This window comes from Clostridia bacterium (genome assembly GCA_016887505.1).
GTDB lineage: Bacteria > Bacillota > TC1 > TC1 > UBA5767 > UBA5767.
On record CP069393.1, the window covers coordinates 379,863 to 404,078 of the forward strand.

General features: G+C 41.0%; 31 protein-coding genes. 25 read left to right on the plus strand and 6 right to left on the minus strand.

Annotated elements, in window-relative coordinates:
• The first annotated feature begins 5 nt into the window (after window positions 1–5).
• The 9 genes from JR334_01740 to JR334_01780 are packed head-to-tail and all read left to right on the plus strand — an operon-like array spanning window position 6 to window position 9,064.
• The gene (locus JR334_01740; protein QRN85982.1) at window positions 6–1,007 is read left to right on the plus strand and encodes an iron ABC transporter permease; all 1,002 of its coding nucleotides are present in this window, start codon (window positions 6–8) and stop codon (window positions 1,005–1,007) included.
• Window positions 1,007–1,807, plus strand: a complete 801-nt coding sequence (locus JR334_01745) for an ABC transporter ATP-binding protein (GenBank protein QRN85983.1) — start codon at window positions 1,007–1,009, stop codon at window positions 1,805–1,807. The genes JR334_01740 and JR334_01745 overlap by 1 nt, the downstream gene beginning before the upstream one ends.
• Window positions 1,808–2,890, plus strand: coding sequence for an ABC transporter substrate-binding protein (locus JR334_01750; GenBank protein ID QRN85984.1), 1,083 nt, complete (start codon window positions 1,808–1,810; stop codon window positions 2,888–2,890).
• A 3-nt stretch (window positions 2,891–2,893) separates the two neighbouring features.
• Window positions 2,894–3,625: a hypothetical protein gene (locus JR334_01755; protein QRN85985.1), complete on the plus strand. Its 732-nt coding sequence runs from the start codon at window positions 2,894–2,896 to the stop codon at window positions 3,623–3,625.
• A complete protein-coding gene (locus JR334_01760) occupies window positions 3,625–3,819 on the plus strand; it encodes a hypothetical protein (protein ID QRN85986.1) in 195 nt (64 codons plus the stop codon). The genes JR334_01755 and JR334_01760 overlap by 1 nt, the downstream gene beginning before the upstream one ends.
• The gene (locus JR334_01765) at window positions 3,816–5,054 is read left to right on the plus strand and encodes a hypothetical protein (protein QRN85987.1); all 1,239 of its coding nucleotides are present in this window, start codon (window positions 3,816–3,818) and stop codon (window positions 5,052–5,054) included. The genes JR334_01760 and JR334_01765 overlap by 4 nt, the downstream gene beginning before the upstream one ends.
• Window positions 5,055–5,081: 27 nt before the next feature.
• Window positions 5,082–6,266 (plus strand): TraB/GumN family protein, encoded by a 1,185-nt coding sequence (locus JR334_01770; protein QRN86831.1) that lies wholly within the window; start codon window positions 5,082–5,084, stop codon window positions 6,264–6,266.
• 2 nt (window positions 6,267–6,268) lie between these two features.
• Window positions 6,269–7,195 carry a cation transporter gene (locus tag JR334_01775; protein QRN85988.1) on the plus strand — a complete coding sequence of 309 codons (927 nt, stop codon included), beginning with the start codon at window positions 6,269–6,271 and terminating at the stop codon, window positions 7,193–7,195.
• A 3-nt stretch (window positions 7,196–7,198) separates the two neighbouring features.
• The gene (locus JR334_01780) at window positions 7,199–9,064 is read left to right on the plus strand and encodes an ABC-F family ATP-binding cassette domain-containing protein (protein QRN85989.1); all 1,866 of its coding nucleotides are present in this window, start codon (window positions 7,199–7,201) and stop codon (window positions 9,062–9,064) included.
• 126 nt (window positions 9,065–9,190) lie between these two features.
• On the opposite strand, the gene JR334_01785 is transcribed toward JR334_01780, so the two are convergent.
• Together JR334_01785 and JR334_01790 are read right to left on the minus strand one after the other, a co-directional pair.
• Window positions 9,191–9,754, minus strand: a complete 564-nt coding sequence (locus JR334_01785; GenBank protein ID QRN85990.1) for a hypothetical protein — start codon at window positions 9,752–9,754, stop codon at window positions 9,191–9,193.
• A gap of 2 nt (window positions 9,755–9,756) precedes the next feature.
• Window positions 9,757–10,488: a hypothetical protein gene (locus tag JR334_01790; protein QRN85991.1), complete on the minus strand. Its 732-nt coding sequence runs from the start codon at window positions 10,486–10,488 to the stop codon at window positions 9,757–9,759.
• A 197-nt stretch (window positions 10,489–10,685) separates the two neighbouring features.
• Here JR334_01790 and JR334_01795 point away from each other — a divergent pair, with 197 nt between their 5' ends.
• The 7 genes from JR334_01795 (at window position 10,686) to JR334_01825 (ending at window position 18,437) form a co-directional block, all read left to right on the plus strand.
• Window positions 10,686–11,486, plus strand: coding sequence for an amino acid ABC transporter substrate-binding protein (locus tag JR334_01795; protein QRN85992.1), 801 nt, complete (start codon window positions 10,686–10,688; stop codon window positions 11,484–11,486).
• Between the two features lie 22 nt (window positions 11,487–11,508).
• Window positions 11,509–12,171 carry an amino acid ABC transporter permease gene (locus JR334_01800; protein ID QRN85993.1) on the plus strand — a complete coding sequence of 221 codons (663 nt, stop codon included), beginning with the start codon at window positions 11,509–11,511 and terminating at the stop codon, window positions 12,169–12,171.
• A gap of 9 nt (window positions 12,172–12,180) precedes the next feature.
• Window positions 12,181–12,933 (plus strand): amino acid ABC transporter ATP-binding protein, encoded by a 753-nt coding sequence (locus JR334_01805; protein ID QRN85994.1) that lies wholly within the window; start codon window positions 12,181–12,183, stop codon window positions 12,931–12,933.
• Between the two features lie 179 nt (window positions 12,934–13,112).
• A complete protein-coding gene (locus JR334_01810; GenBank protein QRN86832.1) occupies window positions 13,113–14,390 on the plus strand; it encodes a phenylacetate--CoA ligase in 1,278 nt (425 codons plus the stop codon).
• 6 nt (window positions 14,391–14,396) lie between these two features.
• A complete protein-coding gene (locus tag JR334_01815) occupies window positions 14,397–14,828 on the plus strand; it encodes an ACT domain-containing protein (protein ID QRN85995.1) in 432 nt (143 codons plus the stop codon).
• Between the two features lie 17 nt (window positions 14,829–14,845).
• On the plus strand, window positions 14,846–15,949 hold the full coding sequence (locus tag JR334_01820) for a histidinol-phosphate transaminase (GenBank protein ID QRN85996.1): 1,104 nt from the start codon (window positions 14,846–14,848) through the stop codon (window positions 15,947–15,949).
• A gap of 133 nt (window positions 15,950–16,082) precedes the next feature.
• Entirely contained in the window at window positions 16,083–18,437 is a 2,355-nt protein-coding gene (locus JR334_01825) for an N-acetylmuramoyl-L-alanine amidase (GenBank protein QRN85997.1), read from the plus strand.
• A 112-nt stretch (window positions 18,438–18,549) separates the two neighbouring features.
• Here JR334_01825 and JR334_01830 read toward each other — a convergent pair whose 3' ends face one another.
• From JR334_01830 to JR334_01840, 3 genes are read right to left on the minus strand one after another with little or no spacing between them, the layout of a single operon-like run.
• A complete protein-coding gene (locus tag JR334_01830; GenBank protein ID QRN85998.1) occupies window positions 18,550–19,680 on the minus strand; it encodes a site-specific integrase in 1,131 nt (376 codons plus the stop codon).
• A 4-nt stretch (window positions 19,681–19,684) separates the two neighbouring features.
• Window positions 19,685–20,149, minus strand: a complete 465-nt coding sequence (locus JR334_01835; GenBank protein QRN85999.1) for an ImmA/IrrE family metallo-endopeptidase — start codon at window positions 20,147–20,149, stop codon at window positions 19,685–19,687.
• 3 nt (window positions 20,150–20,152) lie between these two features.
• The gene (locus JR334_01840; GenBank protein ID QRN86000.1) at window positions 20,153–20,515 is read right to left on the minus strand and encodes a helix-turn-helix transcriptional regulator; all 363 of its coding nucleotides are present in this window, start codon (window positions 20,513–20,515) and stop codon (window positions 20,153–20,155) included.
• Between the two features lie 152 nt (window positions 20,516–20,667).
• On the opposite strand from JR334_01840, the gene JR334_01845 reads away from it, so the two are divergent.
• The 3 genes from JR334_01845 (at window position 20,668) to JR334_01855 (ending at window position 21,593) form a co-directional block, all read left to right on the plus strand.
• A complete protein-coding gene (locus tag JR334_01845; protein ID QRN86001.1) occupies window positions 20,668–20,889 on the plus strand; it encodes a helix-turn-helix transcriptional regulator in 222 nt (73 codons plus the stop codon).
• An 18-nt stretch (window positions 20,890–20,907) separates the two neighbouring features.
• The gene (locus JR334_01850) at window positions 20,908–21,138 is read left to right on the plus strand and encodes a helix-turn-helix domain-containing protein (protein QRN86002.1); all 231 of its coding nucleotides are present in this window, start codon (window positions 20,908–20,910) and stop codon (window positions 21,136–21,138) included.
• 257 nt (window positions 21,139–21,395) lie between these two features.
• Window positions 21,396–21,593, plus strand: coding sequence for a hypothetical protein (locus tag JR334_01855; GenBank protein ID QRN86003.1), 198 nt, complete (start codon window positions 21,396–21,398; stop codon window positions 21,591–21,593).
• Between the two features lie 36 nt (window positions 21,594–21,629).
• Here the strand turns inward: JR334_01855 and JR334_01860 are convergent, their stop codons facing one another.
• Window positions 21,630–21,842, minus strand: coding sequence for a hypothetical protein (locus tag JR334_01860; GenBank protein QRN86004.1), 213 nt, complete (start codon window positions 21,840–21,842; stop codon window positions 21,630–21,632).
• Between the two features lie 84 nt (window positions 21,843–21,926).
• Here JR334_01860 and JR334_01865 point away from each other — a divergent pair, with 84 nt between their 5' ends.
• The 6 genes from JR334_01865 (at window position 21,927) to JR334_01890 (ending at window position 24,184) form a co-directional block, all read left to right on the plus strand.
• The gene (locus tag JR334_01865; protein ID QRN86005.1) at window positions 21,927–22,124 is read left to right on the plus strand and encodes a helix-turn-helix transcriptional regulator; all 198 of its coding nucleotides are present in this window, start codon (window positions 21,927–21,929) and stop codon (window positions 22,122–22,124) included.
• Window positions 22,125–22,215: 91 nt separating this feature from the next.
• Entirely contained in the window at window positions 22,216–22,410 is a 195-nt protein-coding gene (locus tag JR334_01870) for a hypothetical protein (protein QRN86006.1), read from the plus strand.
• Entirely contained in the window at window positions 22,407–22,709 is a 303-nt protein-coding gene (locus JR334_01875; GenBank protein QRN86007.1) for a hypothetical protein, read from the plus strand. The genes JR334_01870 and JR334_01875 overlap by 4 nt, the downstream gene beginning before the upstream one ends.
• A 137-nt stretch (window positions 22,710–22,846) precedes the next feature.
• Window positions 22,847–23,155, plus strand: coding sequence for a hypothetical protein (locus tag JR334_01880; protein QRN86008.1), 309 nt, complete (start codon window positions 22,847–22,849; stop codon window positions 23,153–23,155).
• The gene (locus JR334_01885; GenBank protein QRN86009.1) at window positions 23,155–23,346 is read left to right on the plus strand and encodes a hypothetical protein; all 192 of its coding nucleotides are present in this window, start codon (window positions 23,155–23,157) and stop codon (window positions 23,344–23,346) included. The genes JR334_01880 and JR334_01885 overlap by 1 nt, the downstream gene beginning before the upstream one ends.
• A 244-nt stretch (window positions 23,347–23,590) precedes the next feature.
• The gene (locus JR334_01890) at window positions 23,591–24,184 is read left to right on the plus strand and encodes a conserved phage C-terminal domain-containing protein (protein ID QRN86833.1); all 594 of its coding nucleotides are present in this window, start codon (window positions 23,591–23,593) and stop codon (window positions 24,182–24,184) included.
• Window positions 24,185–24,216: the final 32 nt, after the last annotated feature.

Here is a 24,216-nt window from a genome sequence, read left to right on the forward strand (position 1 = left end):
AGCATATGCCTCATAAGAGCTTAAAAAGAATCGGAATCATATTGTCACTTTTTATCGCATTCAGCATCGCTATTTTGGTGGGACGGTATCCAGTGAGCCTACAGAAGGTGTTTAAAATACTATTCGATTGGGGCTCTACAAACTATTCTGCAGTTGAAAGAGCGGTCATATTGGATGTGCGTATGCCGAGGGCTCTTTTAGCCATTTTAGTAGGAGGAGCACTGTCTGTAAGCGGTGCTGCATTCCAAGGAATGTTTCATAATCCGTTGGTGGACTCAGGTATATTGGGAGTATCCTCTGGCGCCGGTTTTGGTGCAGCGTTAGCCATCATATTGTTTAACCGTAGTTATGGAATGATCTATCTATTGTCTTTTGTCTTTAGCATTATTGCCGTTTTATCTAGTTTACTAATCGGAAGTGTCTATGACCGACACAACAAAGTAATGCTAGTATTGGGTGGCGTGATTGTTTCTTCCATTTTTAGTGCACTGCTGAGTTTTATGAAGTATGTGGCAGATCCCTATGACCAATTGCCGTCCATTGTTTTTTGGCTTATGGGTTCTTTGGCTAGTGTTTGGTATTCAGACGTACTCATCTCGTTAATTCCGATTAGCATTGGGATGCTGATTATTTTTGCTTTCCGGTGGCGCCTCAATGTACTAAGTATGGGGGATAAGGAAGCAAAATCCATGGGCGTACACGTGGGCCTTATCCGGATCATGATTATAACTGGTGCAACCTTAGCCACGGCAGCATCTGTTGCCGTGGCGGGGGTAGTTGGATGGATTGGCCTGGTTATTCCCCACGTAGGACGTATGCTCGTAGGAAATGATAATCGCACCTTGATTCCGGTGAGTTTTGTATTAGGGGGGACTTTCCTGCTCCTGATTGACACATTGGGAAGAAGCATTACTGGGAGCGAGTTGCCATTAAGTATATTGACAGCTCTAATCGGTGGACCCTTCTATATCTATTTGCTTCTTAGAACCAAGGGTGGTGGATGGTGATGAGCTTAATCGCGGAATCGATAGAGTTTGCTTATAAAAAGAATAAACCAATTCTAAAGGGAATCAACTTAAAGGCGGAGTATGCCCAGGTTCTAATACTATTGGGGCCGAATGGTTGTGGAAAATCCACCTTGTTGGATATATTGTTAGGCTTAAATCAACCGGATGCTGGCACTGTTCAGATTGAAGGAAAGGATATTCGGGCACTTAGCCGTAGCAAGATGGCTTCCTTGGTATCGTATGTTTCTCAAAGTAAACGTACCACCTTCCCCTATTTAGTACGGGATATGATTATGATGGGACGCACGCCTTATATTTCTCCACTGGGGGTGCCAAGCCTTGAGGATGAAAAAAAAGTTGAGCGTGCTATGGAATTAGTGGGTGTTACTAAGTTCGCGGATCGACCCTTTCCCAGCCTTTCAGGTGGTGAAGCCCAGCTGGTGCTTTTAGCAAGATCCTTGGCTCAAGAAAGCAATATACTCGTATTAGATGAGCCGACAGCACATTTGGATTTTAAAAATGAACTTGAATTTTTGACCCTAGCTTCTACACTTGCTGTAAAAGAACATAAGTGCATTGTTATGGCCACACACTTTCCTAACCATGCTTTCTACTTTCAAAGTATGGGCGTGAAAACCAAGGTTTTACTCATGCATGATGGAAGGGATTACGCTTGTGGAAGTCCAGCTGAAGTATTGACAACAGAGAATATCAAAGAGGTATATCAGGTACAGGCGCGTGTTATCATGACAGATCAAGATTTGGGATATATCGTTCCCCAGAATGTATGGAGAGGATAAATGTTTAATAAAAATAGGATTGTTATATTATATATAGTGTTATTTCTAGTACTAATTTTGCCAGTTGGCTGTTCTAAGGAAGAACCGATTCCTATGCCCACCGAAGGGGTGAGCGTGACCGACTCAATCGGACGTGAAATCATTGTTCCGGAGGATGCTCATCATTTGGGTACAATTTTTGCAGCAAGCGGACATATCGTGGGTCTACTAGGCCACGATGAGGATATTGTGTGTATCACCAATGGCTTGACTCGGGATATTCTTTTTAATCGGGCCTGCCCAGGTGTCGGAGAAAACCCTGTCGTTAAGGACTCAGGCAGATTAAACATAGAAGAGATTGTTCGGGTAGAAACAGATTTAGCATTTATTGAAAAAGAAACCTACTATGCCAAAGGAGAAAAAGAGAAGCTAGAAATGTTTGGCATACCCTATTTTGTCGTGGATTTTACAGACATTGATTCTCAATTATTTACAATTGAATCCATGGGTGAGGCTCTTGGGGAACAAGAAAAGGCTGCTGCCTATGTAAGCTGGTATAGGGATATGGTGGAATTGGTGGAAAGTCGGGTTGCCGATATTCCAGAGTCTGAAAAACTGACCGTATACCATAGTGTAAATGAGGCAATTCGTACAGACCCGATCGACTCATTGTCGACCGATTGGATTGAGCGGACCGGACTGATCAATGTATCGGCGCATGAAGAACTAGAGTTTACGGATAACAAGTATTATAGTTCTCTTGAACAGATCCTATTATGGGATCCGGACCTTATTTTATGCAATGAAAGTGGAGTAGATGAATATATCCGGACTGAAAGTGCTTGGTCATCATTGAAGGCTGTACACGATGACCGGGTATATCTTTTGCCAAATGGTATTTCTCGGTGGGGACATATGAATTCCATCGAGATCCCCTTAGCGATGTTATATACAGGCAAGATAGCTTACCCGGAACGATTTGAAGATATAGATATAGAAGAAATTGCCGAGGACTATTACGAGCAGTTCTGGGATTACCAGTTGACGGATGATGAACTGCAGGATATTCTGAGCGGTAAAGATATGCGTAAGAGGAAGGAATAGTGGATGAAAATCATCATAGCTTTAGACGATACGGACAACTATACATCCATTGGCACAGGAGAATTACTAGAAGAAATGGTGGCAGAATTAGCAGATAAGGGGTGGTTTACGTCAGAAGGTGTTACCAGACATCAGTTGCCCATTATGGAAAATATCCGGTATACTTCTCATAATTCCTCAATGGCAGTTTGTGGCCTAAGTGACTTTTCAGTTTTACGTGAGATGACGGACTTCTGTGAGAATTATGTAAGGAACTATGCTGCGCAAGGGTCCGACCCGGGACTCTGTATTGTGGTTCCTGAACTTTTAGATGATAAGGACCGGCTTCTCACCTATGGTATGCGAGCTCTCAACCAATATATTGAGAAAAATGAAGCCTATGGTTTGGCAGAACGTTTGAATGGAGTACACTTATCTGAACATGGTGGAGAGGGCATCGGGGTAATTGGCGCTCTAGCTGGCGCATCACTTCGTTTGGGCGGCAACAATGGCCGATTCATAGGTTATTTCACCTTGGGGGAGTGCACTGAAACGACAGTGCAAGAATTGTTAGCACATCCTAAAATTGAAGAAGTACGTCATGTTTCAGGAGAAGCAATCACATTGACCGATGCAGTTAAATTAGGGGAGAGATTAAAAACGGCCTATCTAAATAGCAAGTCTGTTTTGATGATTACCGGTGATCGAAGCGGGGGATACCGCACCTTGAATCGGCAAGAAATGAAGGTTTATTGATGCGATATATTGAATTAGATAGTTTAGATATTCAAAGTAGGGAAACGGAATTCAACCATATGGCCGCCCAGTGTGCGTCCTTTTTGCAAGACGACGAAGAAGAATGGGCAACGGAATCGGTTGTCAATTGTCTGAATTGCAAAAGAAGACGCTGGGTCTTTGGAGGATTTCAGTGCATGAAGGAGGATTCATGAGTCATATCCCAATGAATCAAAACGAATTATTCCGATTTTTGGAGCAATCTTATACACCATACCACGCGGCACAAAACTTGGCCGATATGCTTAGTGATGTTGGATTCATTCCATACCAAGGGGATCTATCAGAACCATCCTATAAGAAAAGTGGTGGCGTTCTTTGGGCCATAAGGCCTGGAACGGAACCGCTAAAAAAAAGTGGTGTGCACATTGTAATGGCCCATCTAGATTCACCCTGCTTTGCTGTAAAACAGCAGGCAGATCAATTTGATGCCATGGCTAGACTCTCACTGGAGCGCTATGGTGGTATGAATTTGGAGAGCTTTAAAGATATCCCATTGCGCATGGCTGGGCGTGTCTTTATTGGTGGTCCTGAAAAACCAGAGGAAAGACTTTTTGTTTCAAAGCAAAAAGCAGTCATACCATCTCTAGCAGTACACTTAAAAGCTGAGAATCAAAAAGATAGTATCCAAGAAAACCTACAGGCTTTATGGTCACTAAGGAATAGACCGATTCAGGAAAGGCTTATTGAAGAGATGTCTTTGGAAAAAGAAGACATTCTTGCCTGGGAAACCTATTTGGTTTCTTCGGAAGGATGTACACTTTTGGATGAAGACAGCGGCCTCTTTATGGCCCCAAGGCTAGATGACCTATCGGAAGCATATGTAGCGATTCGAGCCCTGATGGATTGTAAGCCTACTAAGGCTGCTCAGCTAGTACTTTTAGTGAATCATGAAGAAATTGGTAGTATGACTAGCGAAGGAGCATTTTCACCGATGTTACTGGAATTATTGGAGCGTCTCCTATTATCTCAAGGCGGAGACCGGAAGGACTATTTTAGAATGATGGATGCCTGCGACCTGGTTTCCTTGGATCTTGCGCATGGATATCATCCGAACTATGCATCTAGGTATGACAAAAAGAACGCTCCCCTATTGGGAAAGGGACCTGCTATAAAAGTATCGGCACAGGGAAAATATGCAACAGATACATCTCAAAGAGCAAAATTGATGGGGTTGGCCAAGCAAGCAGGCATTTCAACTCAAATCTATCAAAACCATTCAGATATTAAGGGCGGCACTACGATTGGCCCACTAACTAGCGCCATGGCAGGAATTGCTGCAGTAGATATTGGGGTACCCATCTTGGGTATGCATTCTTCTTTGGAAGTTGCCTGTCTTGAAGATATCGAATCTTGTATCCGCTGGATGACAGCATATTACCAAGCATAGCTTTTGGAGGAAAACAGATTGAACGAAATACGAAATAGTTACGAAGATAACATCGTACGCATAGAATTGGAAGACAAACAGATTATTCTTTTGGGCACGGCCCATGTTTCCAAGGAGAGTGCTGCTCAAGTGATTGAAATTGTTGAAGCAGAGGACCCGGATACGATTGCGGTTGAGCTTTGCCAATCACGCTATAGTAGTTTGCAGCAAGAAAGCCGTTGGAAGGGCACGGATATTATCAAAATCATCAAGGAAAAGAAGTCTGGACTTCTTTTGGCAAACCTAGTTTTGGGTTCTTATCAAAGACGTATTGCAGAGCAGTTCGGTATTGAACCAGGTGAAGAAATGAAGGTGGGCATTCAGATTGCCAAAGAGAAGGATAAAAAGCTGTTGCTAGCGGATAGAAATATCCAAACTACCTTGTCTAGGGTTTGGAATATGATGAACCTAAGAGGCAAGGCCAAAGTGATGCTAGCATTAATTATGAGTATCTTTTCTGACGAAGAAATTGCAGAAGAAGAACTAGAAGCGCTTCGTAAGGGAGATGCACTTTCTGCTGCTCTGAATGAGATGGCTGAATCCTTTCCACAATTGAAGAGAACTCTAATTGATGAGCGTGATCAATATATCGCAAACAAACTGAAAAAATCGAACGGGAAAAAGATTTTGGCAATTTTGGGTGCTGGCCATCTACCGGGTGTACAACTAGAGCTGTTTAAAGAACAGGATATGCAGAGAATATCTAGTGTACCAAAGAAGAACAAGTCTTGGCGAAAAATCGGCTGGCTGATTCCTGTACTAGTTGTAGGATTGGTGGCAACGACGTTTAGCCATGATGCCCCTTCAGGTTGGGAGGGACTCCTTGCATGGATTCTTTGGAATGGTTCATTTTCTGCGCTAGGTACCTTACTAGCTTTTGGGCATCCACTAAGCATCCTTACTGCATTCGTAGTAGCACCTATTAGCTCTCTAAATCCCTTACTAGCTGCCGGATGGTTTGCTGGTCTGGTGGAAGCATTTGTAAGAAAGCCAAAAGTTGAAGATTTTGAGAAATTATCGACAGATCTTACGGGTATTACTGGATTTTGGAAGAATCGCGTGACTCGTGTTCTTCTGGTCGTTGTTTTTGCGAATATCGGTAGTACAATCGGAACCTTAGTAGGGGGCGGAGAAGTAATACGCGTCTTTATCAAGACGGTATTCGGAGGATAAATATGGAACACAAGCGACTGCAGGCCATCCGTAGAGCTGCCATTTTAGCGATGGTGGGCAATGCAATCTTGGCAGTGATAAAATTAGCAGTAGGCATTGCTACACATACCTTGAGTGTTATCGGAGACGGCGTGGATTCGTCTGTGGACATTTTGACTTCAAGTGTCCCCCTTTTTGCATCTCGTATCATTAGCCGTGAACCCAATAAGGAGTTTCCTTTCGGCTATGGTCGAGCCGAGGCGATGGCTACTTCTTTGCTGGCCTTCGCAATTCTGTATGCTGGTCTTCAATTGGGTATTAGTAGCATTCGGCAACTACTGAATCCCGTTCTACAGGTGGAAGTTTCTTTGATCGCCATTATAGTGACCATCATATCCATTTTTGGGAAAAGTTTTTTGGCTTTCAGTCAAATCAAAGCTGGCCGGAAGACCCAGTCCAATATGTTGGTGGCCAACGGTAAGAACATGACGGCAGATATTTTGATTTCGGTAAGTGTATTGGCAGGACTTTTGATTAGTCATTGGACTGGATTCTATGGCATAGATGCAGTCGTGACACTCCTCATTTCAATTCTTATTATCTGGACGGCTATCAGCTTGTTTATGGAGAGCAATAAAGAGTTGATGGATGGATTGGACGACACTGAAATATATAAACATATTGCAGAAACGGCTTCATCAGTAGAAGGCGTGGAAAAGCCTCATAGAATGCGCGTCAGAAAGGTAGGCGTACACTACATGGTGTATATGGATATCGAACTTCCAGCAACCATGGATGTAGCCAGAGCTCATCAAATATCTCAAGAAGTTGAGCGTAAAATTACCGAGCAGGTGGAAGGCATTTATGATGTGCTTGTCCATATAGAACCCAGAGGAAATAAAGAGGCGGAGAGCTATGGCGTTTGCCTGGAGGATAAAGAGGAAGAGTAAAATATGGCATTATTAAGAGTAGAGCAATTAGGAAAAGTATTTAATGGGGAATATCTTTGGAAAGATATTTCCTTTTCCATTGAAATAGGAGAGAAAGTTGGACTTCTAGGACCGAATGGCTGTGGTAAATCGACGCTTATCAAAGCACTTTTAGGAGATATAGAATACGATGATGGGGAGATTATCTTTGCAAAAGACAAGGTGATTGCGACGGTATCTCAAAAATTAGAGTCAGAACAAGAAACCGAAAATCTGCAGTCCTATTTATTGGAGATGTTTATGGACATCTTAAAGGCTGAAAAGGCGATGCATAAATACCAACTGCTGATGGAGAAATCTACAGACGACCCTGAAATGCTTAAGGAGGCAATAGAACGTTATACTAGGGCAACCGATCGATATGAACGTCTGGGTGGTTATTTAATGGAAGCTCGGATTAAGGAAGTAGTGATCGGATTGGGATTCGGCGAAGAAGAATTGAAAAGGCCGATGAGCCAATTCAGCGGGGGGCAAAAGACGAGAATTTCTTTGGCAAGATCGCTTTTGCGTGAACCAGACATCCTAATTCTAGATGAGCCCAACAACTACTTGGACTTGCAGGCTCTTGCTTGGTTGGAACAGTTCCTGAGTAACTATAAGGGAGCGGTCTTAGTAGTATCACATGATAGGTATTTTTTAGATGCAGTCATTGATAGAGTGTTAGAATTTGAGCAAGGGAAAATATATAGCTATGTAGGAAACTATAGTTCTTTTGTGGAAAAAAAAGAGCAGATTGTCGAAAACCATAATAAACTTTATGCTAAGCAACAGGAGAAGATAGCGCAGACTGAGGCCTATATTCAGAAGTACAAGGCTGGCATTAAATCCAAACAAGCAAGAGGGCGTCAAAGCCAACTTGACCGCTTGGAACGATTGGAAAAACGTGGCGAGAACCAACACATGAAAATGCACTTAGAACAAGGGGTGGTATCGGGTAAGAAGGTACTTATTCTAAAGAAAGTGTCAGTTGGATATGGGGATAAAACTATTGTAGATAATGTTAGTTTTGAGCTTATGCGTGGAGAACGTGTGGGCATAATCGGTCCCAATGGTTGTGGTAAGACGACCATGCTAAAAGCGGTGGTGGGAGAACTTCCCTTTGGGGGTAAGATCCAATATGGTGTCAATGTGGAGGTAGGTTGGTTTTCTCAAGAACATGAACTCATCCAAGATGAATTAAGTGTCCTAGATACTTTGATGGAAGAAGGTGCTCGGGATTACCAAGAAGCTAGAGAAATACTAGCTCAATATGGGTTCATTGGAGAAGAAGTATACAAGAAATGTGAACGACTTTCGGGTGGTGAAAAGTCTAGGTTGGTCATGGCCGTGTTGATGTACAAAAAACCAAATCTACTGGTACTAGATGAGCCAACCAACCATCTAGATATTTACGCAAGACAAGCCCTAGAAGATGCCCTTGAAGAATACCAAGGAACTATTTTATTCGTATCGCACGATCGCTATTTTCTTAAAAGAATGGCCCAGAGATTGCTGGTATTTGAGAATGGAAAGTTGGATATAATACCGGATGGTTATGCCCAGTACCTGAGTTTGCAACAACAGCGTCTAGAAGCGAAGGAAAACGAAACCGCTGTGAAACCGAAGAAAGTAGGAGACAAGAAACAAGAGCGAGTCAGAAAAGCAAGAATCGGAGAAATTGAGCGCTTGATTGATTCCTTGGAACAGGGTTTGGATGAAATCCATCAGTCGTTACTTCTGGAAGAAGTTTATTCTGATCCTTCAAAATGTAGGGAAGTGAATGAGGAACTTGAGAAGCGTGAAGAGGAATTGAATCAACTGATGCAGGAATGGGAAGAATTGATGGCCTAGGAAATGATTTGCACAGTATGCTCCTAAGTAAACGGAGCATACTGCAGTTACTTCTAGACACCAAACCAAATACTAGATATGCAAAGAGCTAGTAAAGCGTGATGAAGTGCTTTACAGGTTTTGTATCTATGGTTTAGGATATGCTTTGATGATGTTGTCATGCATTGCTTTTCGGTATTCCGAGTCCATTAAAACCAAGTCATAGATGAGAGGGTCATTCAAAAGCATGGCCCAACTGCGGTAAAGATTGTGCAGCCATTCTTCTGAAAAAGAGTCTCTAAACTTGGGGTTTTCAATTAAAGGACAGCGGTAGTTAGTCTCGAGCGTTTCTATTACAAGAATAAATTCTCCCTCTTGTGTAAGGTGGGGGGCAACGGGATAGGTTCTACACTGCATCGGACGTTTGTCGCGGTCGCAATGTCCATTGCAGGTTAAAAAATAGACAAGACCATTCCAAGAATCTGGGAATCCTGGATCGGATGCGTCCTGGATCTCCCAGTCCAACCAATCTTCTTCTCGGGTGAATATGCTTTCCTCTCCGGGCAATAGATAAATCCCATATGAGTCAGTATCGGAACAACATATGCTGCCACAGAGCTTACCACAGTCACATTCCCTACTTAAGGGGCTGTCTTCACGGGTCCAATTATAAATGCGTTGATAGTCTTTTTTTTTGAATTTAGGTTTCATAGCTATTTCCATAGTACCGAAAAATACTCGGGGTCATGCACAAAGGATTCGTAGAGACTTCCTTCAAACTGTAGCGGGTTATCTGCATAGGGAGAAGTCTGAATTTCCAGTCCTAACGCTTTTTCATAATTTGCATTTAAAATATATTCTTGATTTCCCTCATCATTCTTAATTAGATAATAAGGGCTTCCTTCCTTTGCAGAATAAGGTTGGTAGTCCTTTTCTGAATTTTTCTTGATTAAGGAAGCGATGAGGATAGGGTCTTCGCCAGTATTGATGGTTGTATGCCCAAATCCGTTTTTTACAAAGATGTGGTCCCCTTTCACAAAGGGAATGGCAATCACTTCTTGGATTTGACCTACGGAACGGTGCTTCTGCAGTAAGAATACGCCCGAACCTTCAAGGATTTCATGAATCTCTGGATAGGTTTCTTCCGTTAAGTCATCTAAAATGTGAAAGTGAGGGATGGTCTTTAGATACTCATTTCCAATGATGCCAGGTCGTACTAGCTTAAGATTATAGTTCAAATTATATTGTTTGAAGATGGATTCATCCTCTTCCCAATAGTTTCTTTCATAGAAGGCATAGAGCAAGGGATTATCTTCCGTATCGGCATTCAGATAATACTCTCTAGCTGCATTTAAATAGAATAACTTGGGTTCAGCGTGCACTATATGGTCAGAAAACCGTAGTAAGCCGCTTGGGTCCATTGTCACCGCTTTATCGTAAAACATGGTAACCTCCTGATATTTGCCTTAGCAACATTATATACTAATGTATAGGGGATAATGCGTCAAGATTAGAAATAGTTTAAGAAGTAAATTGATGCGTACACTTATTCTGGATGTGATTGACTTTAGCGTGCTAATGCAATACACTATCAAAGGAATACACATGAATATTATCATAAAGAAAGGTAAGGGAAAAAAACATGAAAAAAATTGTATCTATTACCCTGATTCTGATGTTGATGCTAAGTTTGGCTGGTTGTGCAAATGCACCGGCAGAGGATGCGGAAATGAGTACTTGGGAGCGCATACAGGATGAAGGGAAAATGGTTGTTGGCCTTGATGACACCTTTGCTCCTATGGGCTATCGCGAGGAGGGAACCAATGATTTAATTGGTTTCGATATTGACATGGGCAATGAAATGGCTTCCCGCTTGGGCATTGAAATTGAATGGCAGCCTACAGAGTGGAAAGGCGTTATGGGCTCACTAAATTCCAAAAAGTTTGATGCAATCATCAATGGAATGAGCGTTACAGAAGATAGAGAAAAAGAAATCGATTTCACGAAACCATATATTAATGCAGGTATTGGTGCGGTCGTAGTTGCAGATTCAGAAATCGATTCATTGGATGGTCTTGCTGATATGTTGGTAGGTACCCAAACTGGAAGTTCTGGAGCAGAAGCTTGTGAGACTCTCGGTTATAAAAATGTATCTTTCTATGACCAGTACCCCAATGCATTCCAGGATCTTAGCATTGGACGTATAGATGTAATTGTGGTTGATGCTACAACGGCTGCACATTTCATTGATACTAAGCCGGGAGAATACCGCATGATTGAAGGCCGACTGGTTGACGATAATTATGCCATAGGCTTACGCAAAGAAGATGATCAGTTGGAAGCAGAATTCAACCGTGTGTTGCTTGAAATGAAAGAAGATGGCACTTTGGCAACGATTTCCACTAAGTGGTTCGGTGATGATCTGATTGCCTACGAAAAGTAAGTAAGAAATAAGAGGAAAGAATATGTTTTCATTTTTGGATCTGGAATTTTTGGGGATTATTTTTCCCTTGCTTATAAAAGGAGCACTGATTACGGTGGAACTAACTGTGTTGGCCATCGTGTTTGGTACCTTAATCGGATTAATGGTTGCGCTGGCTAAGCTGTCTCCTATTTGGCCCTTGCGAGCCTTTGGTAATCTGTATACTTGGGTGCTAAGAGGTGTGCCTTTGCTGGTACAACTCTACGTTCTCTATTATGGACTAGCTCAGATTGGCGTTCTTGAACTGAATGCTTTTACGGCAGCTGTTACAGGTTTGTCACTCTGCGCTGGCGCTTACATTGCCGAAATAATCCGAGCTGGCATCCAGTCCATTGATCATGGTCAGAAAGAGGCCGCTCTTTCGTTGGGGATGAGTAGTGCGAATGCTATGAGACGTGTCATATTACCACAAGCCATGAGAAACATCCTGCCACCCCTCGGTAATGAGTTTATTACTTCGCTAAAAGATACTTCTTTGGTCTCGGTTATCACCATGATTGAGCTAATGCGTACGGGTGTCCTTTTGGATGTTACGTATTTCCGTTCGATGGAAATTTATCTTAGTGTAGCAGTCATTTACTTGTTGCTTACTACCCTGTTCGTATATGGCATAGATTATATGGAACGCCGATTCAAGATTATCTAGGAGGTTATTATGATTGAACTGAAAAATATTCATAAAAGATTTGACCATCTGGAAGTTTTGAAGGGTGTAAGTCTGAACATTGAGGCAGGAGAAGTGGTGTGTATTATTGGTCCTAGTGGCTCGGGTAAGAGTACATTGCTTCGTTGCATAAATTGTCTGGAAAAAATTGAGAAGGGGAGTATATTCTTTAACGGAGAACCGGTCGGAATGATTCAAGGTAAAAAGGGCTTGGTGGAAGATAAGAAAGAGAATATTGCTCAGCTTAGAAGCTCGTTGGGAATGGTGTTTCAAAACTTTAATCTATTCCCACATATGAGTGCACTCGATAACGTGATGGAAGGACCTCTGACAGTGAAGCGTATGAAACGCGCAGAAGCCTCAGACTTGGCTCTGAAACTTTTGACTAAGGTCGGTTTAGATGACAAAAAAGATGTTTATCCTAATCAGCTGTCTGGTGGACAGAAACAAAGGGTGGCCATTGCAAGGGCCTTGGCTATGCAACCCCAGGCCATGCTTTTTGATGAACCCACTAGCGCCTTGGACCCAGAACTGGTTGGTGGCGTACTTTCCGTTATGCAGGAACTGGCCCGTGAGGGGATGACCATGATTGTGGTTACCCATGAAATGGGATTTGCGCGAGAAGTAGCCGATAGAGTGATTTTTATGGATGAGGGTGTAATTGTTGAGTCAGGTCCACCTGACGAAATCTTTTCCTCACCCAAGGAAAAACGAACGATAGAATTTCTAAGTTCGATTCTTTAAAACTAGTAGAATGGATATGTGAGGGCCCGGAACAGACTCCGGGTCCTTTTTGTTGCTTGCACCTTATTTTGCGTTTAAAAGTGGGGCGCAGGCTGGCTTTTTATGGTAGTATAGGATTAATCTATTGCATATAGGGAGGTAGCATATTGGATAATTATTGGAATCAGAAATACGAAGTGATGGAGCGCGCTGAATTGGAAAAATTGCAATTGGAACGGTTGCAAAAAACAGTGGAGCGTTGCTACCATGATGTGCCACATTACCGGAAGAAATTTCAGGAATTAGGCATAGACCCTAGCGACATCCAGTCGCTGGATGATTTAACGAAGTTACCGTTTACAGTGAAGACAGATCTTAGGGATAATTACCCGTATGGAATGTTTGCGGTACCCATGAGTGAAATCGTAAGAATTCATTCTTCTTCTGGAACCACGGGTAAGCCGACAGTGGTTGGCTATAATAGACATGATTTAAACATCTGGAGTGAGTTGATGGCGAGAAGCCTAGCTTGCGCTGGTGCGACCAAGAATGATGTGATTCACAACGCCTATGGATATGGATTATTTACCGGCGGTTTGGGTGTCCACTATGGCTGTGAAAAACTGGGTGCCTCAGTTATCCCAATTTCTGGAGGCAATTCTAAAAAGCAGGTTATGATTATGCAGGACTATGGTAGCACAGTACTTTGCTGTACACCGTCCTATGCTCTTAATTTGGCAGAAGTAATGAACGACCTGGGTGTTGCACCCACAGACCTTAAATTGAAGGTGGGCATATTCGGTGCAGAACCGTGGTCAGCTGAGATGCGTGAAAAGATTGAAAAGCTGTTGGGCATTCAGGCGCTAGATATTTATGGTTTATCTGAAATTATTGGGCCTGGAGTTGGAATCGAATGTCCCTACAAAAAAGGACTACATATCTGGGAAGACCATTTTATTGTAGAAATTGTGGACCCAGTAACCTTACAACCAGTAGCGGAAGGCCAAAAAGGTGAACTGGTAATCACCTCCCTCACCAAAGAAACCCTTCCCATGATTCGCTACCGTACAAGAGATATCACGACTGCACACTATGAGAAGTGTGAATGTGGTAGAACTCATGTACGTATTGATCGGATTAGTGGACGTAGTGATGATATGTTGATCATTCGTGGTGTGAATGTATTCCCCAGCCAGATTGAAAGTGCCTTACTAAATATTGGACAGGTTGAACCCCACTATCTGATTATTGTAGACCGGGTTGGAAATTTGGATACCATTGAAGTGCAAGTGGAAGTAAGCCAAGGATTATTTACAGATGATGTAAAGGGTCTTGAAGCCCTGGAAAGAACGGTTAAGAATTCGATTGAAAGCACTTTGGGTATTTCGGTCAAGGTACGTTTGGTAGAACCAAAGTCCATTGAGCGAAGCACCGGTAAAGCCAAGCGCGTCATTGATAAGAGAAAAAATAGGGAGTGAATACATATGAAAATCGTACAAATATCAGTCTTTATTGAGAATAAACCAGGCAGACTATCTGCAGTATCTAGTATTTTGGCAGAAAATAATATCAATATCCGCGCCCTTTCAATTGCGGATACGTCAGATTTTGGTATTCTACGCCTGATTGTAGATAAGCCTGAGGAAGCCTATGCCAAATTGAAAGAAAATGGTTTAACTGCGAGCATCACCAATGTGCTCAGTGTAAGAATGCCCGACAAACCAGGCGGCTTATCTAATGTATTAAAAGTGCTGAATGAAAACGATATCAATGTGGAATACATGTATGCTTTTGTCAGCAAGGCTTCAGATGATGCTTTGGTGGTATTTAAAGTAGAGAATATTGAAGATGCAGAAGTGAAGCTACAGTCTACAGACATCAAAGTTCTGAGCAGAGACGAAGTGTATGGTCTCTAAGGGGGAAACAATACGTAATGACGAATAAATTCAATACCAAGGCCAGAAAGGCTTTGGACAATATAAAACCTTATACACCAGGCAAACCCATTGAAGAAGTAAAGCGGGAACTTGGTATCGATGATGTAATTAAATTGGCTTCTAACGAAAATCCACTCGGCCCTTCAAAAAAAGCAGTCGAAAAGATGAAAGAAGCCATTGAAAAAGTAAATCTCTATCCTGATGGTACTTGCTTCTATTTGAAACAGGAAATTGCTGCTGCCAAAGGTGTGAAACCATCACAGGTTATTGTGGGCAATGGGTCTGATGAAATCATAAAATTGTTGGCGGAAGCGTTTATTGAACCAGGCGATAATGCCATTATGGCAAACCCTAGTTTTTCTGAATATGACTTTGCTGTTAGTCTGATGGGTGGCTTTCTGAAAAAGGTTCCACTTACGGATACCTTTAAGCATGATCTGGATGCAATGCTGGCGGCAATAGATGAAAAAACCAAGATGATTTTCATCTGTAACCCTAATAATCCGACCGGAACTATTGTAACCAAGCAAGAAATAGATGCTTTTTTGGAAAAAGTTCCTGATAATGTAGTCGTAATATTTGATGAAGCATATCATGAATACGCTGTTTCAAAGGAATATCCACATGGCTTAGACTATGTGAAGGCTGGCTGGGAGAATGTTGCGGTAATGTACACTTTCTCAAAGATATATGGTTTAGCTGGTCTAAGGGTTGGCTATACGATTGCTGATGAGTCCCTTTTGTCATGGGTATACAGGGCGCGTGAGCCATTCAATGTGAACTCAGTAGCACAAGCCGGTGCTCTTGGCGCGATCCATGATGATGAACACCTTAAGATGAGCCGGAAGGTTAACAATGAAGGTGCAAGGTATATTTACGAACAGCTCTCTGGAATGGGACTTGAGTATGTTGAAACCAATACAAACTTTATTTGGATAAATATCAAACAAGATGATAATCTTGTCTTTGATAAACTGCTCCAAAAAGGTGTGATTATTCGGACCGGAAACGTATTTGGTTTCCCGAACTATATCCGGGTTACGGTAGGGACAATGGACGAAAACAAACGATTTATCAAGGCATTAAAAGAAGTATTGTAATAATTAGTAAAAGAGCCTATTTTTATAGGCTCTTTTTCACTTTGCAATAGGATTATCTTCTTTATTTACGCTTGCAAATGGGGTATCCTAATAGGAGAAAAACAGCAGTTCAAGAGCTAACAGGAGGTATAGAATGCAACGTAGAACAAAGCGATGGATAATAATGATGGTGTGCGCGCTACTCATGATTCCCGCTCAATTCGCTTGGGCTGGGGAAGTGCAATATGTAAATTTAGAGCTGGACAACCAGCCCTTGTCGATGGATGTAAAACCTTATATCGATGAGAATCAACGTACTATCGTTCCGATTAGCTTTGTTAGTACCTCTATGGGCTATGATGTCTTATGGCATGCTGCAGAAAAGAAGGTATCTGTTAGTGGAAAGAATACGGATATAGAACTGGAGATTGGTTCTAAAGAAACCCTGGTAAACAACCAAACCGTGATGATCGATACGAAAGCGATCATCGTTGAGGGGAGAACCATGGTCCCACTCAGATTTGTCATGGAACAGATGGGTGCTACAGTAGGTTATGAATCTTCTAGTAAAACGGTTATGCTTACTTCCCCTCAACAAGAAGAGGGAACCAAGGTTGTTGATAAGATTCGCATCCAGGTTTCCACTGTTCTGAACGTAAGGACATCTCCTAGAACAGATCAGGATAATGTGATTGGAAAAGCAGAGAATGGAAGTATATATTCAGTAGAAGATACGACAGAAGGCTGGTATGAAATCGATTTCAATGGTAAAAATGGATGGGTTTCTGCGGAATACTGTGCTATAGAAAAATACCGCTATGTGACTACCGAAGAAACAGATGATGACGATGAACCTTCCGTTGAGGATTCTAATGATGAGGATGAAATTCCCGTGATTGATGTTAAGAAGGTTCAAGTAGATGTGTCGTATGGAAGCAGTTTGCATGTTCGGGAAAGTGCATCCATGACGGCAGATATTTTGGGAAGAGTAGTCAGGGGAGATACATTTAACTATTTGGGAAAATCTGGAGATTGGTACAAGATTGAGTATGCCAATACGACTGGCTATGTACACCAGGACTATGCTAAATTGATTGAAGTTCAGGAAATCGATTATGATAACATCGAAGCAAAGTACTGTAAAATCAATTCGCCAGTAGTGAATGTTCGTTCAACACCAGAAGTTATGGAAGACGACAGTAACAAAATCACCCAGGTGCTTTTTGGCAGTACCTATGACATTGTGGACAGCACAGATGAATGGTATGCCATCGAACTAGAAAATGGTAAGACGGGTTGGCTCGTAAAACGAGCAGTGGACCTATTGGATTCATTTGGCAATACGATTAGTTCTGATGGAATTGAACTGAAGAATTTGAGCAAGATTTTTATTATCGATACCGATGATGTAAACATCCGAAAAGGACCTGATAAAGATTACGATAAGATTACCAGCGTAGACGAAGGAGCAGCTTTCAAAATTATGGGAACCAGTGGTGACTGGTATAAGATTTCTTTACAGGATGGGCGAATCGGCTATGTGGCCTCGTGGCTGGGGGTGGCTCGAAGTGAGATTCGTTATGCAGATCAGATTGAAGAAAGAGATCGTAAGGAATTAGCGGAGATTGAGGATATTGATATTTCGGATGCAGGGGTTGTTGTGGAAAGTAATGAAGACTTGTTGTATGAAGTGTTTGTGTTAGACAATCCTAATCGTGCTATGATTCAATTCTACGATGTAACCATAGATAAGGACTTTATAGATACGGTCCGAGTTGGTGGGGATAAGTTAGAGAAGGTAGAAATTGATTCTTACGGAGAAAGTGGTGTTCGCATTGTACTGCACTTTGACGGAGCTGCAAGTTTGGATGTTGCTGGAGATGCCAAAAAAGGTCAGGAAGAAGTTACCTTTACAGTTAAAGAGGCCTTGCTGGCAGGAAAAACAATCGTTATTGACCCGGGTCATGGGGCGTATAAGGATAATGGAAACTTTGATGTAGGGGCAACCAGCCCAAGTGGTATCTACGAGTATATCGTCAACAATGATATTGGCATGGATGTTGCAAATCGCTTAATAGCACATGGCGCAAATGTTATTCTTACGCATGATGATGGAAAACTAATCAACATGGACTTGGATGACAGAGTCAAGTTGGCCAACGCTGAAGATGCAGATATTTTTGTCAGCATACATTCTGATTCCTTTCCTGAAAATACGTCTGCTTGTGGTATGGCGACCTACTATTACCACGGAAACGGCAATATTGATGAGAAGATTGACTTGGCCACAGAAGTACAGAACAATTTGGCACTCTATACAGGCCGTCCGAATAATGGCATCAAGTTAAGAAGCTTTTTTGTTATTAAAAACACGGATATGCCTTCCATCCTTGTAGAAGTTGGATTTTTATCCAACCCTGTGGAAGAAAAATTATTACAGACTTCTTCTTTCCGCTCCTTGGCGGCAGAAGGAATTGTGAACGGCATACTGACATATTTTGAAAGATAAAGTGTCAAACAACAGAATAGTCCTAATAATAAAAGGCCCCAGTTATCTAGGGCCTTTTATTATTTGCTTATGCCGACGCTTTGCCGACGCTTTTATTTTCAAGTAAGCAAGCCTAATTTGCAAGGTCTTCAAGGAAAGCTGCTGTTGTCTTTTCTAAATCACTAGTAATGTGAGAATACGTATCTAATGTCGTAGTAATTTGAGCATGTCCAAGTCGTGCTTGAATTGCTTTAATGTTAGCGCCTGCAGCAAGAAGCATAGATGCATGTGTGTGTCGTAGAAGATGAAAATGAAAACTCTTTCCGGTTTTCTTTTTAATGATACGATACATATATTTCAAAATATTCGTATTAAGAGGTCGTCCGTTTTCTTCAGTGCAAACGAAATTGGAGTGAGAGTAGTGAGGTCCATACTTTAGTGCATTCTTTTTTTGGTCTAGATAGTGATTTTTGATCTCACTAACAAGATACTTACTTATAGTGATGGTTCGCATTGAATCTGGAGTTTTAGGATCATCAAGATGGTAACCGTTGCCAGATTCGTAAACCATTATCTTATTGACACTTAACTTTTTTTCTTTCAAGTCGATTCCATCTTTGGTAAGTCCACATACTTCTGCTGCTCGCAGACCAGTGTGGTATCCAATTAATAGCGGCAAGTGGAATCTTGACCCACGAGGAAACAACTCTAATATTTGTTTGAACTCTTCAGGAGTAATTATCTCTGGATGGTCTTTCTTGGCTTTTTTTGCTGTTTTCGGAACGCTAGTGTATTGCGCTGGATTTGAGTGCAAAAACTGATAGGGATATACTGCCATACCTAAAGCTTTTCTCATAATCCCCCGCGTTAAATCAATGGTACCGTGAGTGTATCCGTTTAAATGCATCTGATTCAATAATTCTTGGATAGCAGCTGGTTTCAAGGTCTTTAAATATTTTGAACCTAAAGCAGGCTTTATGTGATTCTTAATAGTACTCGCATAAGATACCTTGGTATTGTATCGCAAACTGACTTCTACGTAGTTTTTTAACCAGTAATCAAAATAATCTGCAACACTCATTTTTGTTATATCTGCCACTTGACCAGCCAACTCATATTCTTCTATTGCCTTACGCATAGCCGTAAGGGCAATTTTCTTTGTGCGTCCGCCTACACGCTCAACACGTTTTCTTTTGCCGTTTATGCTAGCAAGTTCAAACGAGTAGTACCACTTATCTCCTCTTTTCCTTACTGATCCTTGCATTTCATCACACCCTCTTCATAACCCCTAAAGGGGAGAATATAATAACATATTCATTTAGCTCCAGCCTATTGCCATACTTTACAGCATAATGCTTAATGGCTTGTTTTAAAAAATCCTCCGTAACACCTAAATATTCTGAAAAATCCACACAGCTGGCGGGCTGTATTTCGTATGCTTCAATAAAACTCCCAATGGGCACAATTCGCTCATAGGCCCAACAACGGGCCAGCTTTTCTTGTTTAGCATTTACAATTGGAGACTCATTTAAGATATCCCCCACAGTAAAATAGTGATGTCCTAGTTCCTCAGCAAGCACGCAAGTCTTTTCTTTTTCGGTTTCAAGGGAATTGTCCAATATAATCATTCCATCACAGTACAGACCCTTTAATGCGCTTACGGGGATATCATAATTAACTACATCAATACTATTTTGTGCCGCTTCTTCAAGTAATAATTCGTGTAGTGTCATTGCTTATCCTTTTCTTTGGGATTTAAGAAATTTTGCAAACTCTCTAACTTTTTCCTGTTCTTCTTGTGTCAAGGTTATTCCACTATTATGAGCAGCTATAGTATCGATTGTTTCAGGCTCGGTGTTCCATGACAACAACCAATTAGGCGTAACATCTAGAATGCTACACAACCTAGCAATCATTTCTACATCTGGCTGATTGTCTCCTCTTTCCCAATTTGAAATTACGTTTTTTGTACGGCCAAGTTTATCAGCTAGTTCCTTTTGGTTTAAGCCTTTTCTTTTTCTAGCTGTACGAATGTTTTCTCCTATACTACTGCTCTTTGTAGATTCCTTTCGATTGTAAACTTCCTTAATCCTATCCATTTTATTTCCCCCTTGTGTATGTATTGTATTGAAATTCTGTATATTTGTAAATAGAAAATACAGAAATACTAGATTTAACTATTGAAAACACAGATATGCTGTGATAATATAACAACATACAGAATAACTGTACACGGAAGGGGGTGAGCTCATTGGTATTTAAGAGAATATCAAAATATCTAAAAGACCAAGGAATTAAACAAAAGGCAGTAGCAGAAAAAGCAGGTTTTTCAGAACAACAATTCAGCGCAATGATGAACGGTAATAGAAAAATACTTGCTGAGGATATTGCCGATATTTGCAAAGCTCTAGGCAAAGAACCAAATGATTTTATTTTAATAAATAGTGTAAATGAAGAAGACGATAAAGAATAACATGCAGGAGGAAAAAGCTTGGAACTTTACACAGTAAAAGAAGCAGCAACTAAGTTAAAAACCAATCCACATATGGTATATGCGCTGATTAAATCAAAGCATATTGTTGCTTTAAAACTTGGCAGAATTAAGATTCCAGATTATGAATTGGAACGGTTTGTCAAAGAGAGCCAGGGCATGGATTTAACCGATCCAGAGAATGTTAAGGACTTGGATGGAAGCAGGTTATCTAATCAACGAGAGCCATAGTTTTATAACTGACCGACGGACATCGGCTGCGTGATAAGGGAAAGAGAGAAGAAATGAATAAAATACTAATTGCGATAATCGTTGTGGGGATAATTAATATTATCTTTCAATTAATTGAAATGAACATATTGTAGGCATGAAGCAACATAGAAAATAACGAATTTATTGCAATGTAGATTGCCCGCCAGTAATCGGCGGAGAAAGAGAAAAAGGTAAGAAAGATGGATGAGGAAAAACGTAACATAGGTAACTTGACTGTGAAAATAACACCAGAGATTGAGCAGGAAGTGCCAAGACGATTTTACGAGAACGAGAACATACCACTGTTGATTAACACTATCTCAGAACAGCTGATTGACGACGGGCTAACGATGGAAGAATTCGACTTCTGTGTAGCAGAGATAAAGGGTTTATATTATCGGGATGCAGTAATAGTGACTGGTCACCTGAAATAAAAAAATAGGCTGCCGGAAACAGCCTATTAATTAAAGTTAACCTTTGTGACAAGGACGGCTGCAATAGTAGCAACCATCGAATTCATTGCCGGGCCATTTTGCTTTTGCTTTTCTGATTGCATCGTGGCAATCAGAAGCCAATCCGATAAGTGCGCGATTTTCTGGTTTTGGTAGGTAAGAACAAGTAGCGGTGTGTATTTCATATCTACCATATTTGTCCTTATTGGTATTCGTGTAGTATTCAGTCATATTATTTCCTCCTTTCTGCGGGACGGCAATCCGCATGATAAATAGATATCTTAAATTTATAGAATCCAAAATGAGAGGTGAATAATGAAACATAATAAAAAGCTTAAACAATACAGAGCAAGTCTTGGAATTACTCAACGTGAAGTAACAGAACGTCTTGGTACTCCAAAGAATTTTTACAGCGACATCGAAAACGGATCTAGAACACCGAGTTACAATTTTCTAAAAAAACTTAAAAGAGCATTTCCAGATATCAATATTGGAGATATTTTCTTTAGCTAATGAATAAAATATATAACTTATGTATTAACTATACCATTTAGCATGGTGAATATCCATACTGTATAAATTGCTGCTAAAAGGAGGGAATTACATGCAAGAAAAAATCAAAGAAGTGTCAGATGAGTGCTACCAGGATATGAGCAACACGAGTTATCCACGAGGAGTATTCTTCGTGAAAAGAAGAGGAATGTTTATCGGAGTTGATAATAAAAATGGCCAGGTAGATGATAAACAATTTAGACATGCAGACGAATGCCTGGCGTGGTTAAGAGGGAGGTTGAAATGAACGATCTAGTTAATTTATTTTTAGCAATGGCACTTGGTGGCTGCATTACGGTATTGGTCCAAAAAATGACAAGCGGAGTAGAACCACCCAAGATGCGAAAAGAAAGCTACAAAGCTATCAAGGAAAAGCTAGAGATAGCTGAGGTAGTTATAACAGAGCAGCCGATTGCGGTACAAGAGGAATATCTCGAAAGCCTAAACACGTGGCAATTATTCAGCCCTGAAGTGTATAACAATGTACAGTGGAAAAAAGGCCAAATTACTGACTTAGAGAAGGCCAGAAAGGAAAAAACAGCATGATCAGTTTGTACAGTATCAATCTAGTTTCGCACGTAGAAGCGCATAAAATAATTTTGTCGAGAGAGCCACGCGGACGATTTATTGAGATATCTAATGATAGATATATCGCAATTGACAATACAACCGGAGATGCCTGGATGGAAGACTTCGCACAACTAGAAGATGCGATTAATTATCTGAATGATGACTCAGAAGAAGATTACAAAAATCCAGTTTTTTACTTCACTTTTTGCCCTAATTATGAGACTCAACCATATAAAGACGGCTGGGTAGTCGTGGAAGCGTTGAATGAAAAAGATGCTGCACTCAAATTTTTAAAGAAATATCCGTCAACTAATGGGTGGTTACCTTGTAAAACTTGGTATACCGAAAAAGATTTTAAAACCACAGAAATGTACAAAAACAATGATAACTTTGGTGCAGGATTACACGAGGTGATCAAGTGATGAATACATGTAAAAACTGCAATAACAGAATTGACAATGGACCACACAACTTAGGTAAATGCAGGATGACTGGTTTAGCGATTAATAACTTAGAAGAGTCATGCCTAGCTTGGACAAAAAAAGAAAGCCCCTCTGGTGCTAGAACACCGGACGAGGAGCAAACGTTAATCAACAAGGACATTATATCATGAGCGAAACAAAGAATCCATATAGGGAAAGCTAGGTGTAATAATGGCGAGACCAAGAAAGCAAACGGTGGACTATTTCCCACATGTTTGTGTACATAAAAAAACTCTATATATCATCGAACGAAGGTATGGAAATGATGGTTATGCCTTCTGGTTTAAGTTGTTAGAAATGCTTGGGAATACCGATGGACATTACTTGGATTTGAACGAAATTGAAGTGTGGGAATTTTTGCAAGCGAAGACAATAATGGACTCCGAGAGCTGCACAAATGTATTAAATTTATTATCAAGTTTAGGCGCAATTGACAAAGAATTATGGGATAAAAAAAAGATAGTTTGGAGTCAAAACTTTGTGGATGGAATAGCAGATGTTTACAAGAAAAGGTATGCGGAAACCCCACGCAAGCCGAGTTTTCGCACCGAAAACCTAGTTTCCGATACCGAGAATACCCAAAGTAAAGTAAAGGAAAGTAAAGTAAAGGATAAAGAGATATTGTCGGGCAAGAAAAACCCGACTCCTCCTCCTTACAAAAAAATCATCGATTACTTAAACAAAAAAACAGGCAAACAATTCAGATCAACATCGAAAGCTAGTAAACGTTTAATCCAAGCAAGGTACGCTGAAGGATTCAAGGAACAGGAGTTCATCCAGGTGATAGACAACCAAGTGGCAGCGTGGAAAGCAGAAAAGAAGATGGTAGCTTATCTTAGGCCACAGACGTTATTCGGGAGTAAGTTCGAATCGTACTTGAATAACAGTCCCAACAACCGAATGTCAAGACCAAATTCCAAATATGACCACTTGGTAGTGAACATGATGGAGGATGAAGATGGGAATTAAACAAAAAGAAGCTCTAAGGTGGTATGGCTTAA